The organism is Tenericutes bacterium MZ-XQ, from assembly GCA_002838205.1.
GTDB lineage: Bacteria > Bacillota_I > Bacilli_A > Acholeplasmatales > Acholeplasmataceae > Mariniplasma.
Genome location: CP017950.1, coordinates 850304 through 869186, shown reverse-complemented (window position 1 = coordinate 869186; position 18883 = coordinate 850304). Strand labels below are relative to the sequence as shown.

Genomic DNA, 18883 nt, shown 5'->3' with positions numbered 1-18883 from the left:
ATAATATGTTAATCAATGGAATTTTATTACATGTCAAAAAAGACGAAGTAGAAAATGCGAAGGCTAAAGTGATTTTAACTCACGGAATTGCAGAGCACAGTGGTAGATACGATGCTTTAACAAAAGCTTTAAATGAGGCATCTTATACAGTGATTAGATATGATATTAGAGGTCATGGACAATCTCAAGGGGCTAGGGGGAAATTAAAATCATATCATCAAACGATTGATGATTTGCATCAATTAATTGAAATGGAAAAAAAGATTGATGATAAACCAATCTATATTTTCGGACACAGTATGGGGGCATTGATTGTGAATATGTATGGTGTGAAATATCATGATGTTGATGGTATTGTTTCATCTGCTGCACCATCATACTTTATAAAAGATGTTCTTCCTTTTAGAATCATCGGTTATCGCTGGCTGGGTTTCTTAGCAAAGAAAACCAATTTTGCAGATGATCAGTTATCAAGAATTAAAGAAGTAGAAGATGCTTACATCAACGATCCTTTGAACTTAAAGAAATTTTATTTCTCACTAGCTGGTAATATGATGGTTGGTGGAGTTAGATATCTAAACAGAAATATTAAAAAGTATGATGCACCAGTATTATTACTCCATGGTGAAGCAGATAAGATTGTACCAGTAGAGTTTAGTAAAAGACTTTATGAATTACTCCCAGTAGAAGATAAGAAGTTGATTACATATCCTGATGCATATCATGAAATTTTAAATGATTTGGATCAAGAAAAAGTAAGAAAAGATATCGTTAGTTGGCTCGATCAAAAAGTTAAGGAGTTGAAATCTTCATGAAGATTTTATGGATAGGCACTGGTGTAATGGGAGCACCAATGGCTAAACATTTACTCGAAGCTGGTCATGAAATATATGGGTATAATAGAACACCCGATAAGGCAAAAGTTTTAGAACCAGATATTAAGTTTTGCAAAGATATTAAAACATGTATTAAAGATGTCGATATCGTCTTTACAATCGTAGGTTATCCAAGTGATGTTAAAGAAGTTTATGATGTTTTATTAGAAGAAGCAAACCCAAGAACGATTATGGTAGATATGACAACATCATCACCAACACTTGCTAAAGAAATCTATGAAAAAGCAAAAAAGAAAAACATTGATGTTTTAGATGCACCTGTTACCGGTGGTGATCTCGGTGCAATCAATGGCACATTAAGCATCATGGTTGGTGGCGATTTCCATATTTATGAGAAAGTTTTACCACTATTTCAGTATATGGGTAAAACCATTACTTATATGGGTGAAGCGGGATCTGGCATGTATGCAAAACTGGTTAATCAAACAGTTATTGCTGGAAATATCATGGGCATTAGTGAAGGTTTAATGCTCGCTAAACAAAAAAACTTAGATTTAGAATCGATGTTAAGTGTCATTACTGGTGGTTCAGCAAACTCATGGCAAGCCGCAAACAACGGCAAAAAAATGATTGAAAAAGATTATGAACCAGGATTTTTCGTCAAACATTTCTTAAAAGATTTAAAATTAGCGATGGATGAAAAAGAAAACCTGGATTTAAAAGTATTAGAAATCGCAACAAAAGCATATGAAACATTATCAAGTAAAGGATTTAGTGAAAAGGGCACACAAGCCATTATCGAATATTATTTACAAAAAATGATGTAAGGAGTGTATGAAATGTCAACTGTTTACCTTAGATGCAAGGGCATTTACCCAGCAGGATGTGTAACAGCAATTGAACATGTATTATACCGACAAGGAATTACTCATTTTGAATACGATGTCGCAAACAAACATGCAAAAGTTGTGTTTGATGAGAACATCGTTACTGTTGATCAAATGCTTAAAAAAATTAGAGAAATCGGTTATGATGCCGAAGTTGCAGGATTAGATGAAAAAGACGAATGGTAAATGAATTAGATTCTCCTTTATAAAGACTTATACTTGTGATAAGCTTTTTTACAGGAGAATCTTTTCTTTACATGTGAATTAGTTCCCATATAAGTATTTCAAATTCATAATTTTTTGTATATAAAATAAAAATATGGTATTGTCTATCGAACAAATATACAAAAAACATAAATATGGTATTGTCTATCGAACAAAAAAATGTTATGATGAGTGTAAGAGGTGAGTGATATGATAAAAAGAGAGTTATATTTAGACCAAATTAGACCTTTCATGGAAACTGATTTGGTTAAAGTGATTGTTGGCATTAGACGTTCAGGTAAATCTACTCTTATGAAACAAATCATTGATGAACTACAAAATCAGGGTATACAACAAGAACAAATCATTTATCTAAACTTTGAAGACTATCGCATAAGAATTTATAAAAATCCTGACCATCTTTATGATTATATAAGTAAAAAAATAGTTGAGGGAACTAAAACTTATATATTTCTTGATGAAGTTCAGGAAGTTGCAAATTTTGAACAAGTTGTCAACTCATTTAATGCTACAAAAAATGTCGATATCTATCTAACAGGTTCTAATTCAAAAATGTTATCAGGCGAGTATGCCACTTTATTAACTGGCAGATATAAAAGTTTTAAAATTTTTCCTTTTTCATTTAAAGAACTTATGATATATCATAAAAGCAAGTCTAAGAAAGAAGTTTTTAATGATTTTATCAAATATGGTGGATTTCCAGTTGTTCAGGGTTTCGATACTGATGATCAAAAAAGATCAATTCTAAAAGATTTGTATGATTCAATAGTGATTAAAGATATAGTTCAAAGGCATGGAGTCTCTGGAGTCGATGTGTTAGATAAATACATCAGTTATCTACTTAATACAATAGGATCCCAATTTAGTGCTAAAAGTATTACAAATTATTTCAAGAATGAGGGTAGAGTATTGAGTAAAGAAACTCTGTACAACTACATAAATTATGCTAAGGATGTTCTTTTAATATATTCTGCAAAGCGCTATGACTTAAAAGGAAAGAAACTACTGACCACTAATGAAAAATATTTTGTTAATGATCAGGGACTGAGAGCAACAAAATTTAACAACGAGAAAGATATAGATAAGGTATTAGAAAACATCGTGTTTTTTGAACTCATGAGGAGAGGATATGAGGTAACAGTTGGAAATATTGGAGACAAAGAAGTTGATTTTATTGCAACTAAATTCAATGAAATTTCTTATTATCAGGTTTCATACATAATGGAGCAATCTAGTACTAGAGATAGAGAGTTTGGGTCTTTAAATATGATAGATGATCAATATCCAAAGTATGTATTATCTTTAGATGATGTTAATTTCTCGCAGAGCGGAATACAGCATAAAAATATCATTGATTTCCTTCTTGAGTAGAATAAAAGAAAAGGGCAACATATCAATATAGATATGATTTGCCCTTTTATATGTAGCATGTTTACTTGATGATCAATGATTTCCCAGTCATCTCTTCAGGTTTTTTAACACCTAAGATATCTAGAAGTGTTGGTGCTATATCACATAAAGCACCTGTGTTTACTTTAATGTTTTTATCAGTAATAACTACTGGTACTAAGTTTGTTGTATGTGCAGTGTGTGGTGAACCATCTTCTGCACGCATTTTTTCTGCATTCCCATGGTCAGCAAGCACAATAGCTACACCACCAATTGATAAAATAGCTTCAACAACATCTTTTGTACACTGATCCACAGTTTCCACAGCCTTTGTAGCAGCTTCAATGGATCCAGTATGACCAACCATATCAGGATTTGCAAAGTTTAGAATCATCGTGTCAAACTCACCTGATTTAATTGCTTCCACAGCTTTATCTCTAACTTCATATGCACTCATTTCAGGCATCATATCGTAAGTCGCAACTTTAGGAGATTCAACTAAAATCTTTTGAGCACCTTTAAAATGTTTTTCACTACCACCATCAAAGAAGAAGGTAACGTGAGCATATTTTTCAGTTTCAGCAATTCTAAGTTGTTTTAAACCAGCGTTAGCAATCACTTCACCATAGATATTATCTAACTTTTGTAAATCATAAGCTAAAGGTCCCTTAACAGCTTCATGATAATGCATCATAGAAACTAAGAATATATCCTTTAAAGGATGATCGAGTTTAAATGTAGGCTTGCCTTCTGTTACAAACTCTTTTGTGCCTTCAGGATTAGATAAAGCAACAGACATACGGATTGCTCTATCTGGTCTAAAGTTCGCGAATAGTACAGCATCATGATCTTCGATTAAACCGGCTTTATCAACTAAGAAAGGTTTAATAAACTCATCAGTAATATTTTGATCATACGATGCTTGCATGCCTTCTAAAGGGTCAGCAAATGTCTCACCTGTTCCTAAAACCATATTGTCATAAGCTTGCTGCAAACGATCCCAGTTATTATCTCTATCCATTGCATAATAACGACCTGAAACAGTCGCAATCTTCATGCCATGATCGATTAAATCTTTTAGATATCCTAATCCAGCATCAGTTGGTGTATCTCTACCATCCATAAATGCATGCATATATGGCGTAATTCCATTTTGAACAGCTAGATCATGTAGTGCTTTGATATGAGTAGGATATGAGTGAACACCACCATCAGAAACTAAACCCATGATATGTAATTTTGAATTGTTTTTCTTTACATGTGCAATCGCATCTAAAAATGCTTTATTTTTAAAGAAAGAACCATCTTTAATCGCAACATTAATTCTTGTTAGTGATTGATAAACCACACGTCCGGCACCTAAGTTTAAGTGACCGACTTCACTGTTTCCCATTTGTCCTTCTGGAAGACCTACGGCTTCACCACTTGCTTCTAAAGTGTTTGTTGGATATTCGCTAAAAAGTTTATCTAAGAAAGGTTTTTTAGCTAGATGTACGGCATTTGATTCACTTGGTTCACCAAGTCCGTAGCCGTCCATGATAATAAGACCTGCAAATTTTTTATTCATAATAACTCCTTCATATACGTTTTTTCATCACCTCTATTATACTAAAAAAAAGTTAATAAGTTAAACATACTGAATGTAAAACGTTTACAGTTGATAATTTCTGTTGATTTAATTTAGAATTATGTTAAAATAAAAGTGCAAAATAAAATACTTCGGGGCACCGTGTAATTCGGGACCGGCGGTAAAGTCCGCGAGCCTTAGGGTTGAACTTGTGAAATTCAAGTACCGACAGTAAAGTCTGGATGGAAGAAGAATATGTCATTTTTTGATGTCTCTTTTGTCGCCGAAGTAATTTGGCGATTTTTTATTTAATTTATAACTGTGTTCAAGATAAATACTGATTTTGTATAACTCATAATTGAATAATAACCTTACGTTTGGTAAAATGATTATGCCAAACAAGAATAGTGAATAGAATACCTTTTAAGTTGATGTCTTTAATCAACCAGCTTGGACACTATTTCTTGTTTGGCGATAAGAAAGTTCCTATTCAAGCTGGTTGCTTAAGGACATTTATCATTTAAGGAGTCTACCAAACATGAATCAAGCTATAACACCAGAAACATTGTACCCAATCATTCAAACTTTATGTGCTGATGATTATAATGAACTGCTTAAGAAAATGCAGCTGAATCAAAAGATAATCAATGATGCTGCGAATGCTCTTCATAAAATCATCTTTAGAGAGCGTCGAGTTCCTAACGGATATGTTAGAAACGGTAAGACACCTACTGGTCGTCAAAAGTATCTCAATCCTCAAACCAGTAGATCTATTTCAGATACCCATCATTCCATCGTTCGTTACTCCAAGAAGTCATATGAACAGTGGTTGATGTTTATCAAATGTATGCTCTATGGTCTATCTTTAAGAAAGAGTGCATCTGAAGTTGGGATTTCAACGACTACTGCCTTTGCGTGGCGTCATAAAGTCATCGAAGCGATGAAAGACTATCAGGAAGTTGTCAAACTGTCTGGGGAAATAGAGATTGATGAAACTTATTTTCTTCTTAACATGAAGGGTCCTTGGAAAGGTAAACAAATGCCAAGATCTGCTAAGAAGAAAGGTGAACCCGCCGTTTTACGTGGTGTTTCTAATGAACATGTTTGTGTTCTTATCGCACTTGATGAAAATGATCAGGTTTTAACGAAGGTCGTTGGTCAAGGAAATCCGTGGAAAGATGATATCTTCGATGCCATTAAAGGTAAGGTTAAAGCGGGTAGTCATATCACATCAGATAGTAAATCATCTTATTTTGATATTGCTCATCAATTAGAATGTTCAGTTACACAAATTCCTTCTGGTGAACACACCAAAGATGAATACAGTTTAGGAGTTATTAATAATTATCATAGTGAATTAAAAACCTGGTTTAGAAGATTTAGAGGCGTATCTACGAAACATTTAGAGGGTTACTTGATGTGGTTTAGGTTCATGAAGTATTTAAAGTATCAATTGGAGTATGACAAGCACTTAAATGCGGCATTAAAATATGTCATATCAAACCATGTTTCAATCAAATCAAGTGATATTCATCAAAGAGATTGGCCTATTGATATTTTTAAGCCATATCAGTATTTATCTTGAACACAGTTTAATTTATAAAAATCAGGAGGTTAAAAAAATGTCAAATTACTTGCGCTTAAAAAAGATGTTGTATGTGGTATCACTTGCAGCTGTATCGATTATCTTATCGTTAATCGAGATTCCTTGGTTTCCGCCATTTTCATTTCTAAAGATTGACTTTAGTGAAGTGGCAATATTGGTTGCGTTACTTGTTCTAGGTAACAAAGAAACAATATTTGTTGTTTTAATTAGAACAATAGCTAGAAGATTATTTAGAGGATTTGATCCAGCAGATTTAGTTGGTGAAGCTTTAGCAATGTTTGCATCTTTTTCAATTATCTTTGCGTATAATTTAGCTAAGAAATTCTTAAAAGATCATTCAAAACCATTGATGATTGAAGTTGGTGTGAATCACAATAAGATTACGCTAAAAGAATATATTGTATATACTGCAACAATCGCAGTGACGTTAAGTGTTATCTTAACAACAATTAATTTCTTTTTCTCGACACCACTATTTTTAACATTACCACCGATTGCGATGGCTGAAAGTGGTAAGGTGCATTTCTGGGCATTTAGTTTTATTGAAGATTCTTTTTATACATTTGGTACATATTTAGCATTTATTTTAACTGCATATATTCCATTCAATTTAGTTAAAGGTTCTGTAGTAACGATTGTGTTCTTATTATTAAAACCAAGAATTAAATATTTAGAGTTATAATGTATAAGATGATAGGGCTGCCTATCATCTTTTTTTTACATAATTTGCCAATGTCGTCCTATGGATTTAGATTTTGTCTCAATGTTTGGTAAAATAGAAATAAACAACTAATGGAGAAGTGACATGGGATTAAAACAAAAATTTCAACAACCAATATACAAAGATGATTTGATATATGTGATTAGACAAGTTTTATTTATGGGTTTTACTGGTGGTATTTTAATTGGAGCATTACAATTATTGATGATCTATCTATTTAATTTTGAACTCACATGGTTAATGTTATTTGTTTTAGCATTTTTAACCGCTAGACGAATTAAACAAGTCATACAAGAAAACCATATCATCTATAATTTACTTAGTGTATTAGCATTTATTTTAGGTTACTATATTTTAAATATTACAACGAGAGTGGGTATCTTTTATTTATTGACTGGGTCTTTATCTAATGTCCCCGTTTTAGCAATTTTAAATCCAATCATTTATTTTCAATTTTTAAATCCATTGAGTTCAACTTTTTTACAGGTAAATAACCTATTAGAAATCTTATTCTTCATTATTGGGATATATTATGCATTTCAGTATAGCAAGTAAACGTTTTTATAAAGTTTATACCTTTATTTAACACATGAAATTGTGTATAATAGATATGGTAATTTAAACAGGCAAAAACTATATAAAGGAGTGAAATTATGCCATTTATTAGCGATATTTATGCACGCGAGGTATTAGACTCAAGAGGTAATCCAACTGTTGAAGTTGAAGTTTACACTGATTCTGGTGCGTTTGGACGTGCGATTGTTCCATCAGGAGCATCAACAGGTGAGCATGAAGCAGTAGAATTAAGAGACGGAGATAAGAAACGTTATTTAGGAAAAGGTGTTGAAAAGGCAGTTAAGAATGTTAACGAAGTCATTGCACCTGAGTTAGTTGGTTTTGATGTAACAAATCAAAATGCAATCGACATGATGATGATTGAATTAGACGGCACTAAGAACAAAGGTAAATTAGGCGCTAACGCAATCTTAGGTGTATCTATGGCAGTTGCAAAAGCTGCAGCAGATTTTTTAGGTGTTGAATTATATCAATACCTTGGTGGTTTCAATACAAAACAGTTACCAGTTCCTATGATGAACATCATTAATGGTGGTTCACATGCTGATAACAATGTTGACTTCCAAGAATTTATGATTCTTCCAGTAGGAGCTAAGACTTTCAAAGAAGCAATCCGTATGGGTGCTGAAATTTTCCACAACTTAAAGAAAGTTTTAAATGCTAAAGGATACAACACTGGCGTAGGCGATGAAGGTGGATTTGCACCTAACTTAGGATCTAACGAAGAAGCATTACAAGTCATTATGGAAGCTATTGAAAAAGCTGGATTCAAACCTGGTGAAGATATTTTCTTAGGTATGGACGTTGCATCAAGTGAATTCTATAACAAAGAAACTAAGAAATATGTATTAGCTGGTGAAGGTGGAAAAGAGTTTGATGCTAAAGAATTAACTCATTTCTATGAAAACTTAGTCGCTAAATACCCTATCATTTCAATCGAAGATGGTTTAGATGAAAATGATTGGGAAGGTTGGAAGTATTTAACTGAAAAACTAGGTAAGAAAATTCAATTAGTTGGTGATGATTTATTCGTAACTAACACTGAAAAATTAGCTAGAGGTATTGAAGAAAAAATTGGTAACTCAATTTTAATTAAAGTAAACCAAATCGGTACTTTAACTGAAACTTTCGATGCAATCGAAATGGCTAAACGTGCTGGATATACTGCAGTTGTATCACATCGTTCAGGTGAAACTGAAGATACAACAATTGCTGATATCGCAGTTGCAACTAATGCTGGTCAAATTAAGACTGGTAGTGCTTCAAGAACTGATAGAATTGCTAAGTATAACCAATTACTTAGAATTGAAGATCAACTTGGTGTAGTTGCAGAATATAGAGGATTAAATTCTTTCTATAACTTAAAAAAATAATTTAAAGATTTTACTAGAAAACGCATGAATTTCATGCGTTTTTTTGTAATATTTATCTTAGTAATAAAGCGATGCATTTGATAATATGATATAATACTAACGAGGTATACTATGGAAAATATATATTTAGAGTTTTATAAAGAACAAACAAGAAAATTACATAAAGATACGTTTAAAGATGTCGATGTTAATGATTATCAATATCTTATCTTTGAAGATCCATATATCATGCTTGATCATGATATATTAATTGGTAGACTTGATCGCAAAAAATCATTTGGTTTTTTAAGACAAGAACTAGAAGATATTTATATTGAGTATCAACATTTATCAGATGCTATGCACGATGATATCGTTCTTGTTAAAGATGATATTGAACCAAAAGTAGTTTATATCGTTGAACGCGCGTTAAAAGTTTTAATCGCAACCGTTAGAAAACATAAAAAAGGGTTGTTTTTTGAGCCTGAAGAATTTATAGAAAAAAGATTATTTGTGGATGACTATCCTGGATTAGTTGAAGGGCATGTTGTTTTATTAGAGGTTGATTCAATTGATAAGTTTACAGTTAATTCTCATGTCAAAAAGGTCATCGGACATGTCAATGATCCAGATATCAATACATTAAAAATTGTTCATGCATACGAATGGCCAGATCATTTTCCTAAAGATGTGATGGATGATCTTGATAACATTTCTATTGATATTGAGCAAGAGAAAAAACAAAGACTTGATTTAACCAATGATTTAATCATCACCATTGATGGTGCTGATGCTAAAGACTTAGATGATGCGATTAGTTTAAGATATGAAGATGGAAAGTATTATCTAGGTGTTCATATCGCAGATGTCAGTCATTATGTTAGAAATGGATCATTTTTAGATATTGAAGCATATAATCGTTCGACCAGTGTTTATTTAGCAGATCGAGTCATTCCAATGCTACCGCATTTACTTTCAAATGATAAATGTTCATTAAATCCTGATGAGTTAAAACTTACACTATCATGTATGATGACTTTAGATGAGAACGCAAAAGTCATTGATTATGATATTCAAAAGAGTTTTATCACTTCAAAAAGAAGAATGACTTATAGTGAAGTCAATCAGTTTTTAAAAGACGGAAAATCACTTGGAAATAAAGAAATAGAAGACATGCTTTTAAGCATGAATGAATTATCATTAAAATTAAAACAAATTCGAAAAAAACGTGGTGAAATTGAGTTTGAAAGTAGTGAATTAGGATTTATTGTTGATAAACAAGGAAAAGTTTTAGATGTTTATGAAAGATCAACTGATGATGCAGAAGAGTTAATTGAATCATTTATGTTAATTGCAAATGAAACAGTTGCGTTTCACATGCATCATGCAGATCTACCTTCAATTTATAGAATCCATGAAAAACCAGATGTTGTGAAACTTAAAAATGCACTTCAAATGGTTTCTAGATTAGGGTTTAGTGTCAACATGAAACAATTAGGAAGACCTGAACCACTTCAAATGATTACTAAAAATACATTAAACACACCATATAGTTATGTTGTGCATATGTTATTACTTAGAGCGATGCAAAAAGCGAAATATTCACATCAAAAAGATATCCATTATGGGCTAGGTGCAACTTATTATACACACTTTACATCACCAATTAGAAGATATCCAGATTTAGTTCTACATAGACTCATTCACTTATTTGTTTTAGGTGAAGCTAAAGACTTGAAAAAGCAAATCTATCATTATGAAGCAGTGATGCCTGATATTGCTAAACATACCTCTGATCAAGAAAGAAAAGCTGTACAAATGGAAAGAGATGTTGCTAAACTTAAGAGTTGTGAGTTTATGGAAGATAAAGTGGGTAACTACTTTAAAGGAACTATTACACAAATGATGCCAAGTGGTATGTTTGTAAAACTCTTAAATGGTATTGAAGGATTTGTACCTTTAAGAGAATTAGATGATTATTATATGTATAATGAATCACTACTGACTTATATTGGCAGAAGAGGAAAAAAATATCGACTAGGAGATCAAGTTAAAGTTGAGCTTTTAAAAGTCGATGTGAGTGAAAAGAAGATGGACTTTACCATCGTTGATAAAAAGAAAAACAAAAAGAAATAAAGAGGTTTAAGGCATGAAGATTATCAGTCAAAATAAAAAAGCCAGACACGATTATTTTATCGAAGAAACCTATGAAGCAGGCATGAAGCTTATGGGTAGTGAAATTAAATCGATTAGACAAGGAAAGGTTAACTTAAGTGATAGTTATGTCACTTTTAAAGATGGAGAAGCCTTTATTTTAAACATGCATATTTCAAAATATGATTATTCTAATAGGTTTAACCACGATGAAACCAGAACAAGAAAAATATTACTTCATAAAAATGAAATCTTAAAACTTTTTGGCAAAACTAGAGAACAAGGTTATGCAGTCATTCCATTAAAAGTATATTTAAAAGAAGGACTAGCAAAAGTTGAAATTGGTCTTGCCAAAGGTAAGAAAGATTACGATAAACGTCAAACATTAAAAGAAAAAGATGCGCAAAAGCGCATGGATAAAATCTTAAAGCACAGGTGAATGAAATGAAAGTCAAAGTTGGATTAGCTCTTGGTGGTGGGGGAGCACGAGGATCTTACCAAATTGGTGTATTAGAAGCATTTAGACAAGAAGGATTACTCAAAGATATTAAACATGTTTCTGGGACATCCATTGGAGCCATCAATACCATGATGGTCATGGCTAATTTTAGCTATGAACGCATGTTAGAGACTTGGGAAAAAATTGAAAACAGAGATATTTATGGTAAGAAGTTTGACAAATTTAAGTTTGATAAACAAGGTCTTTTTAGTTTGCAGGATGTCTTTGAAAAGCTTTCAAAAGAGGTCACATTAAGTGAAATTAGAGAAAGCAAAATTCATGGATATGCTACAGCTGCAAAACTAAAAAAAGGTAGTCTACTTGATCAAGTTTTAATCCATAGAATGGAAAAAGAAGTTTTCTATTTGAATGATTTTAAAGATCCATTAAAGGCAGTTTTAGCGAGTGCATCCATTCCTATTTTGTTTGGGACAACAGAGATCGATGATGAAGCTTATGTGGATGGTGGAACTTTAGATAATTGTCCAATTCAACCTTTAGTTGATGCAGGGTGTAAAGTGATTTTAACGATACCCATTGATGGTATGTTTAGTAGAAGAAAGTTTAAGAATCATTCAATTTTACTAGTCAATTTTGAAACCCATTACTTATTTAAACTCATTCCTTATGATATCTTAGATTTTAAAACTGAAGATATTAAGAAAAAAGCACTATATGGCGAAAAAATGGGATATGCGCTTATTAAAAAATTAAGAGAAGAAAAGATACTTGATGACAAAAACGAATGGCATATAAAAGATGAGTTCACTTATGTTTCTATGACAAAAGAAACAGAAAAACCAATAAGAGATGAGGTCAAAGCATTATGGACTTAAGGATTATTGAATTTATGGGATTGATTAGAAATCCAGCATTAGACTGGTTTTTCTATATCACGACAAACTTAGGGGATCAATATGCATTTATATTGGTTGCTGCTGTATTGTACTGGACGTTTGATAAGAAATATGCGCATAAGTTTGCTTTAACTTTTATGGCAAGCGCAATCATCAATACTGGATTAAAAGAGTTAATCCAAAGACCAAGACCTTATACAGTTGATGGTATAGAACCACCATTTGGATATGAAACGCATGGGTATTCATTTCCAAGTGGTCACTCACAAGCAGCAGGGGTATTAGGGTATACATTTTATGACTTATCTAAGAAAACTAAATTGAGTTGGTTTAAATGGGTAGCCCTTTTCATTGTGATTGTTGTTCCATTATCTAGAGTGTATTTGGCACAACACTACCTATCTGATGTGATTGTTGGTTTACTTTTAAGTATCATCATCTCAATCTATATGTTTAAATTGATTGATAAAATGAATGATAAAGAAGAGATTTATACGCTTTATGCAATACCTTTCTTTTTGATACTTATGATATTTGTTCAAAATCATGATTTATATATTGCAGCTGGTGGATTTATTGGGTTTGCACTTGGATACTTTTTAGAAAAAAGATATATCAAGTATAGTGTTGAAGCTAAACCTATAACTCAAGTATTAAAAGTCTTATTAGGTATCATCATTGCACTCGCAATTAAAGAAGGACTTAAACTTATTTTTCCAGACATTTTAATCTTTGATTTCATAAGATACTTAATGATTGGAGGATGGGCTGCACTTGGTGCACCTTATATGTTCAAATATGTCTTTAAAAACAATCATTAAAAAATCGTTTGATGAATTATCAAATGAAGAGTTATACGATATCTTAGATTTAAGATATACTGTCTTTATGATGGAACAAAAGATCATTTATGTCGATACGGATTATAAAGATCAAAAATGTATGCATTACTTTGTTAAAAATAAAGAAGGTAAAATCATATCTTACTTAAGACTCATCCCTAAAGGATTGAAATATGAGGAGTACTCCATGGGAAGAGTCGTCACAGATGCTAACTATAGAAAAAAAGGATTGGCAACGCTCCTTATAGAAGAAGTAAAAAAAGATCTTAAAGGTGAAGCCATTAGAATATCTGCTCAAGCATATCTCGAAGATTATTATAAAATGCTAGGTTTTAAAACAGTGACTGATCCTTATATTGAAGAAGGCATTCTTCATATAGAGATGCTTTGTAATAATAAATAACTATATATATTGTAAAAAAAATTAAATTATGATAATATAAATACGCGATGAACAAAACGAGTAATAAGTCATTTCTTTATTAGAGACTTCGTGTTTGGTGAAAACGAAGAAGAAACCTTATGAAGCTATTTGGGAGCATAGGTATGTCGGCCGTAACGACTTATGAGGGCTAGATATTAATCTAGAACTAAGGTGGTACCGCGTAATTTTACGTCCTTAGAGAAATCTATGGGCGTTTTTATTTATTTTTAGGAGGATATTTATGAATTACATGACTGCAAAAGAGATTAGAGAGACTTGGTTAAACTTTTTTGAATCTAAAGGACACAAGGTTGAACAATCAGCCTCACTTGTTCCACAAAACGATCCAACACTACTTTGGATTAATGCTGGGGTAGCCCCACTTAAAAAGTATTTTGATGGTTCAGAAAAACCAACCAATCCAAGATTGACCAATGTTCAAAAATGTATTAGAACCAATGATATTGATAATGTTGGTAAGACCGCAAGACACCATACATTTTTTGAGATGCTTGGTAATTTTTCTATTGGTGATTATTTCAAAGAAGATGCGATTAAATGGGGGTTTGAGTTATTGACAGATCCAAAATGGTTTGGATTTGAACAAGATAAACTCTATATCACATATTATCCAGAAGATGAAGATGCAAGAAATATATGGTTATCTCTTGGTATAGAACCTTCTCATTTGATTCCTAGAGCAGATAATTTTTGGGAAATTGGATCTGGTCCTTGTGGTCCCGATACGGAAATCTATTATGATCGTGGTCCTTCATATGATCAAAGAGGCGTTGAACTGATTGAAGAAGATATCGAAAATGAAAGATATATAGAAATTTGGAACATAGTGTTTTCACAATTTAACGCAAAAGAAGGTATTGAAAGACAAAACTATAAAGAGTTACCAAGTAAAAACATCGATACAGGTGCAGGACTAGAAAGATTTGCATGTGTCATCCAACAAACAGAAACAAACTTTGAAACAGACTTGTTTTTTCCAGTGATTAAACATATCGAAATATTATCAAACGTGAAATACAATGGCCAAATGGCTTTTAAAGTGATCGCAGATCACATTAAAGCATTGGTATTTGCGATTAGCGATGGTGCGATGTTATCTAATGAAGGTAGAGGTTATGTGCTTAGACGATTGCTTAGAAGAGCTGTGAAGTACGGAAGAAAACTTGGATTAACAAAACCATTCTTATATGAACTAGTTGATGATGTTGTCTCTATGATGGGTGTTTTTTATGAAGGGTTATATGAAACACAAGACATCGTTAAAAAATTGATTTTAAAAGAAGAAGAAAAATTCTTAGAAACCATTAGTGATGGTGAAAAACACTTAATGGAAGCAATTGAAAAAGAGGGTAAAGAGATTTCAGGCGAAACAGCATTCAAACTCTATGATACTTACGGGTTCCCTATTGAGCTGACTTTAGAATATGCAGAAGAACATGGAGTTGTCATTGATATTGAAGGCTTTAAAAAGGCTTTAATGATGCAAAAAGAACGTTCTAGACAAGCTAGAGGCAAATCGGGATCGATGAAAGCTCAAGAAGAAGCTTATTTGAAATTTACTGAAAAATCAAAATTTATAGGATATGATTATTTACAATCTGAATCAAAAGTGATTAAAGTATTTGAAGAAGGTATTGTACTTGATCAAACACCATTTTATGCGACTTCTGGTGGACAAGTTCATGATGAAGGTACGATTAATGGATATCAAGTGATTGATGTCATGAAACTTCCTCATGGACAGTTCTTACACAAAGTTGAAGGAGAGTTTGAAGAAGGCGATGAAGTGCTCGCAATCGTTGATGCAAAAAAACGTTTAAAAACGATTAGAAATCATAGTGCAGCACATTTATTCCATCAAGCGATCAAAGAGATTTTTGGGAAACATGCAAACCAACAAGGCTCGCAAGTATCACCAAAAAGCTGGAGATTTGACTTTAATCATTTTGAATCTGAATCTGATGAGAAAATTCTTGAGATTGAAAAACTAGTTAAACATTATATCATCGAAAAACCGCTAGATGTTGTCATTAGAGAAATGCCTATAGATGAAGCTAGAAAAATAGGAGCAATGGCTCTATTTGGTGAAAAATATGGTGATATCGTTCGTGTGGTTGATATGGACTGGAGCAAAGAGTTATGTGGTGGAACGCACGTTTCTAACACAAAAGAGATCATTGATTTTGCAATTTGTTCATATGAATCTATTGGTTCTGGGATATACCGTATGGAAGGTGTTACAGGTGTTGAGCTTAAATCACAAGTTAAATCCTTTATGGAAAACTTATTTAACGAGATTCATTTAATTGAAGAAAAAATCAATAAATTAGATGAAAAAGTTCTCTTGCCACAAAGACCTGAAATACTAGGAAGTTATCAAGATATTATCAACTATCGTGGTTACATTGAAGACTTAAAACTATTTGCAAAAAACCTTGAAAAAGAACTTCAACTCAAAAAACAACAAGATGTATTATCAAATTTAGATGCATTTATCAAAGATCCAAATGATAAACGTCAGGTCATTGTGACACATGATGTTGATTCTAAAGTATTAAAACAACTCACTGATGCGTTATTTGATAAAATAAAAGCTGAAGTACTATTAATGATCAATATAACACCTGAAAAGGCAACATTTATCTGTAAATCTAACTTGGATAACGCAAATGTTATCATTAAAGAGGCTACAAAACTTACCAATGGTTCTGGTGGTGGACGAGGACAAATGGCTCAAGGTGGAACCCAAGAACTTGATCAAGTTGATGAGATGATTAAAAAAGTAAAAGAGATGCTATGAAAAAATATTTAGGTATTGATTTAGGAAGTAAAACTTTAGGGTTATCCATGAGTGAATCTGGTATTATCGCACATAGTTTAACGACATATAGATTTAAAGAAGATGATTATAACGAGGCAGCTAACATCATTGTTGGTGTTATCGATGAATATCAAATTACTGATGTTATCATAGGTTATCCAAAACACATGAACAATGATGTTGGCATTCGTGGTAAAATAAGTGAAACGTTCAAAGAAATGCTTTTAGAGAAAAAAGATGTTAATATTGTATTATGGGATGAAAGATTATCGACGAAATCTGCGATATCTGCCATGATCAAAGGAAATGAACGTAGAAGTAAGCAAAAACAAAAAAAAGACGAATTAGCTGCAGTACTGATACTGCAAAACTATTTAGATTACAAAGGAGATCATTAATATGGATGATAACAAATTAACTTTAGTTTCAGAAGACGGGAAAGAAACGGTATGCGAAATTATTTTAACGCATGAGCACAATGGAAAGAACTATGTGATATTTGAATTTATGGATACACATGAAATTTCTGCTGCAGAATATGTAGAAGATAAAAATAACCCATCAGAAGGCACATTCAAAGACATCGAAACAGATGAAGAATGGGAAATGCTTGATGGTGTATTAGACAAGTTCTTTGACGAATTAGAGGATGAAGAAGAAGAATAATGCTAAACGATTTAAAACAATATGCAAAAGACCATAATGTCCCCATTATTTGTGATGATGGGCTTTTGTTTTTAAAAAAAACAATTAAACAATATCAAGTAAAATCAGTACTAGAAATAGGAACAGCTATTGGGTATAGTTCTATTTTTATGGCTTTAGAAGGCTGTGAAGTTACTACCTTTGAAAGAGATAGAAACATGATTGAACTTGCTAAAAAACATATTGAACCTTATAAAGATCAAATCAAGTTAATTGCTGAAGATGCACTTCTTTTTGATGGGGATTTAGGTGTTTATGATATGATTTTTATCGATGCAGCAAAAGCACAATACCAAAAGTTTTTTGAAAAGTATACACCATATTTAAAAGAAGGTGGCATAGTTGTTTGTGATAATTTAAGTTTTCATCACTTAGATATTAAAAAAGTGAGTAGAAGCACTAGACAACTCATTCAGAAACTTCAAAAATTTAAAACATATTTAGAAATTCATCCAAATTATGAGACGACATTTTATGATGTTGGTGATGGGATGAGTATTACGAAAAGAGCTGATTAACATGAAATTATTAACAACTTTATATGATATTAAACACATGGAAGATTTGATTTCAAATTTCGATGGTTTTATCATTGGAAACGATCAATTTGGCGCTAGACTTACAAATAGTTTTTCTATTGATGAAATCAATGTAGCCATTGATTATGCTAAAAAAAAGCATAAGGAGATCTTTTTGCAAGCAAATCAAATGCTAGATGACAACTTGATTGAAGCATTAGGTATGTTCATTGATCGTATTGACGTTAACCATCTTACAGGCATCATTGTTGGTGATTTGGGTGCTATCATGCTTCTTAAATCTAAAAATTTAGCGGATAAAGCAATATACCATCCAGAAACACTATTAACAAACTCATATGACTTTAATTTTTTAGCTAAAGAAGGGATTTTAGGTTCGTTTGTTGCTAAAGAAATAACGCTTGATGATGTATTAGAGATCGGAAAAACAAAAGCGATTAAACTCTTTATGGTTGGACACGGGCACTTAAATATGTTTTACTCTAAACGACAATTGATTCATAATTTTATGGACTTTTCAGAACAAGATAATATTTACCATAACAAACAAAATTTAAAGATTATTGAAGAACAAAGAAAAGAAGAACCTTATCCAATATTAGAAGATAAAGCTGGAACACATGTATTTAGATCTCATGTTTTTTCAGCTCTCAATCATTTAGATGATTTAGAAAAAGTTGTAGATTACTTAGTTATAGATTCTATTTTTAAAGATGACAAATATGCTTTGCAAATCGGCTCTTTATATAAGAACAAACAAAAAGATAAAAAAATCATTAACGATGTACAAGTTCAATATAACGAATCATGGGATGAAGGATTCTTCAACACCAAGACGATTTATAAGACAAAGGAGTCTTAA

At 32.0% G+C, this 18883-nt stretch carries 19 protein-coding genes and 1 other annotated feature; of the genes, 18 read left to right on the top strand and 1 reads right to left on the bottom strand.

From position 1 onward, the window contains the following. Positions 1-5 precede the first annotated feature (5 nt). The 4 genes from BK011_04320 to BK011_04305 all read left to right on the top strand — a co-directional run bounded on the left by BK011_04320 (position 6) and on the right by BK011_04305 (position 3319). Positions 6-815 (top strand): hypothetical protein, encoded by an 810-nt coding sequence (locus BK011_04320; GenBank protein ID AUD64939.1) that lies wholly within the window; start codon positions 6-8, stop codon positions 813-815. Beyond that, positions 812-1663 carry an oxidoreductase gene (locus tag BK011_04315; GenBank protein ID AUD64938.1) on the top strand — a complete coding sequence of 284 codons (852 nt, stop codon included), beginning with the start codon at positions 812-814 and terminating at the stop codon, positions 1661-1663. Before BK011_04320 ends, BK011_04315 begins: the two co-directional genes overlap by 4 nt. 12 nt (positions 1664-1675) lie before the next feature. Then, a complete protein-coding gene (locus tag BK011_04310; protein ID AUD64937.1) occupies positions 1676-1909 on the top strand; it encodes a hypothetical protein in 234 nt (77 codons plus the stop codon). Positions 1910-2137: 228 nt separating this feature from the next. Then, the gene (locus BK011_04305) at positions 2138-3319 is read left to right on the top strand and encodes a hypothetical protein (GenBank protein ID AUD64936.1); all 1182 of its coding nucleotides are present in this window, start codon (positions 2138-2140) and stop codon (positions 3317-3319) included. Positions 3320-3380: 61 nt separating this feature from the next. Here BK011_04305 and BK011_04300 read toward each other — a convergent pair whose 3' ends face one another. Continuing rightward, positions 3381-4904: a phosphoglycerate mutase (2,3-diphosphoglycerate-independent) gene (locus tag BK011_04300; GenBank protein ID AUD64935.1), complete on the bottom strand. Its 1524-nt coding sequence runs from the start codon at positions 4902-4904 to the stop codon at positions 3381-3383. 144 nt (positions 4905-5048) lie between these two features. Then, positions 5049-5162 (top strand) — a binding site (FMN riboswitch). A 280-nt stretch (positions 5163-5442) separates the two neighbouring features. Here BK011_04300 and BK011_04295 point away from each other — a divergent pair. The 14 genes from BK011_04295 to BK011_04230 all read left to right on the top strand — a co-directional run bounded on the left by BK011_04295 (position 5443) and on the right by BK011_04230 (position 18883). Then, on the top strand, positions 5443-6489 hold the full coding sequence (locus BK011_04295; GenBank protein AUD64934.1) for a hypothetical protein: 1047 nt from the start codon (positions 5443-5445) through the stop codon (positions 6487-6489). 37 nt (positions 6490-6526) lie between these two features. Continuing rightward, positions 6527-7192, top strand: coding sequence for a hypothetical protein (locus BK011_04290; GenBank protein AUD64933.1), 666 nt, complete (start codon positions 6527-6529; stop codon positions 7190-7192). Positions 7193-7315: 123 nt separating this feature from the next. Further along, positions 7316-7786, top strand: a complete 471-nt coding sequence (locus BK011_04285; GenBank protein AUD64932.1) for a hypothetical protein — start codon at positions 7316-7318, stop codon at positions 7784-7786. Positions 7787-7884: 98 nt separating this feature from the next. After that, on the top strand, positions 7885-9180 hold the full coding sequence (locus BK011_04280; protein AUD64931.1) for a phosphopyruvate hydratase: 1296 nt from the start codon (positions 7885-7887) through the stop codon (positions 9178-9180). A gap of 111 nt (positions 9181-9291) precedes the next feature. After that, complete coding sequence (locus tag BK011_04275; GenBank protein ID AUD64930.1) at positions 9292-11295, top strand: ribonuclease R; 2004 nt, start codon at positions 9292-9294, stop codon at positions 11293-11295. Between the two features lie 13 nt (positions 11296-11308). Next, entirely contained in the window at positions 11309-11752 is a 444-nt protein-coding gene (locus BK011_04270; protein ID AUD64929.1) for an SsrA-binding protein, read from the top strand. Positions 11753-11757: 5 nt separating this feature from the next. Then, on the top strand, positions 11758-12648 hold the full coding sequence (locus BK011_04265) for a hypothetical protein (protein ID AUD64928.1): 891 nt from the start codon (positions 11758-11760) through the stop codon (positions 12646-12648). Continuing rightward, complete coding sequence (locus tag BK011_04260; protein AUD64927.1) at positions 12639-13490, top strand: hypothetical protein; 852 nt, start codon at positions 12639-12641, stop codon at positions 13488-13490. The genes BK011_04265 and BK011_04260 overlap by 10 nt, the downstream gene beginning before the upstream one ends. Beyond that, a complete protein-coding gene (locus BK011_04255; protein AUD64926.1) occupies positions 13468-13914 on the top strand; it encodes a hypothetical protein in 447 nt (148 codons plus the stop codon). The genes BK011_04260 and BK011_04255 overlap by 23 nt, the downstream gene beginning before the upstream one ends. Positions 13915-14176: 262 nt before the next feature. Then, positions 14177-16756 (top strand): alanine--tRNA ligase, encoded by a 2580-nt coding sequence (locus tag BK011_04250; protein ID AUD64925.1) that lies wholly within the window; start codon positions 14177-14179, stop codon positions 16754-16756. Next, the gene (locus BK011_04245; protein AUD64924.1) at positions 16753-17175 is read left to right on the top strand and encodes a crossover junction endodeoxyribonuclease RuvA; all 423 of its coding nucleotides are present in this window, start codon (positions 16753-16755) and stop codon (positions 17173-17175) included. The genes BK011_04250 and BK011_04245 overlap by 4 nt, the downstream gene beginning before the upstream one ends. Next, a complete protein-coding gene (locus tag BK011_04240) occupies positions 17156-17443 on the top strand; it encodes a hypothetical protein (protein AUD64923.1) in 288 nt (95 codons plus the stop codon). The genes BK011_04245 and BK011_04240 overlap by 20 nt, the downstream gene beginning before the upstream one ends. Beyond that, positions 17443-18000 carry a hypothetical protein gene (locus tag BK011_04235; protein AUD64922.1) on the top strand — a complete coding sequence of 186 codons (558 nt, stop codon included), beginning with the start codon at positions 17443-17445 and terminating at the stop codon, positions 17998-18000. Before BK011_04240 ends, BK011_04235 begins: the two co-directional genes overlap by 1 nt. Before the next feature lies 1 nt (position 18001). Next, the gene (locus tag BK011_04230) at positions 18002-18883 is read left to right on the top strand and encodes a hypothetical protein (protein AUD64921.1); all 882 of its coding nucleotides are present in this window, start codon (positions 18002-18004) and stop codon (positions 18881-18883) included.

Bases quoted from the DNA above. Each gene is read 5' to 3' on its own strand.
- BK011_04245 (AUD64924.1), top strand. From the start codon at position 16,753: ATGAAAAAATATTTAGGTATTGATTTAGGAAGTAAAACTTTAGGGTTA.
- BK011_04260 (AUD64927.1), top strand. From the start codon at position 12,639: ATGGACTTAAGGATTATTGAATTTATGGGATTGATTAGAAATCCAGCA.
- BK011_04315 (AUD64938.1), top strand. From the start codon at position 812: ATGAAGATTTTATGGATAGGCACTGGTGTAATGGGAGCACCAATGGCT.
- BK011_04310 (AUD64937.1), top strand. From the start codon at position 1,676: ATGTCAACTGTTTACCTTAGATGCAAGGGCATTTACCCAGCAGGATGT.
- BK011_04235 (AUD64922.1), top strand. From the start codon at position 17,443: ATGCTAAACGATTTAAAACAATATGCAAAAGACCATAATGTCCCCATT.
- BK011_04300 (AUD64935.1), bottom strand. From the start codon at position 4,904: ATGAATAAAAAATTTGCAGGTCTTATTATCATGGACGGCTACGGACTT.
- BK011_04280 (AUD64931.1), top strand. From the start codon at position 7,885: ATGCCATTTATTAGCGATATTTATGCACGCGAGGTATTAGACTCAAGA.
- BK011_04290 (AUD64933.1), top strand. From the start codon at position 6,527: ATGTCAAATTACTTGCGCTTAAAAAAGATGTTGTATGTGGTATCACTT.
- BK011_04250 (AUD64925.1), top strand. From the start codon at position 14,177: ATGAATTACATGACTGCAAAAGAGATTAGAGAGACTTGGTTAAACTTT.
- BK011_04230 (AUD64921.1), top strand. From the start codon at position 18,002: ATGAAATTATTAACAACTTTATATGATATTAAACACATGGAAGATTTG.
- BK011_04265 (AUD64928.1), top strand. From the start codon at position 11,758: ATGAAAGTCAAAGTTGGATTAGCTCTTGGTGGTGGGGGAGCACGAGGA.
- BK011_04305 (AUD64936.1), top strand. From the start codon at position 2,138: ATGATAAAAAGAGAGTTATATTTAGACCAAATTAGACCTTTCATGGAA.
- BK011_04285 (AUD64932.1), top strand. From the start codon at position 7,316: ATGGGATTAAAACAAAAATTTCAACAACCAATATACAAAGATGATTTG.
- BK011_04255 (AUD64926.1), top strand. From the start codon at position 13,468: ATGTCTTTAAAAACAATCATTAAAAAATCGTTTGATGAATTATCAAAT.
- BK011_04270 (AUD64929.1), top strand. From the start codon at position 11,309: ATGAAGATTATCAGTCAAAATAAAAAAGCCAGACACGATTATTTTATC.
- BK011_04295 (AUD64934.1), top strand. From the start codon at position 5,443: ATGAATCAAGCTATAACACCAGAAACATTGTACCCAATCATTCAAACT.
- BK011_04275 (AUD64930.1), top strand. From the start codon at position 9,292: ATGGAAAATATATATTTAGAGTTTTATAAAGAACAAACAAGAAAATTA.
- BK011_04320 (AUD64939.1), top strand. From the start codon at position 6: ATGTTAATCAATGGAATTTTATTACATGTCAAAAAAGACGAAGTAGAA.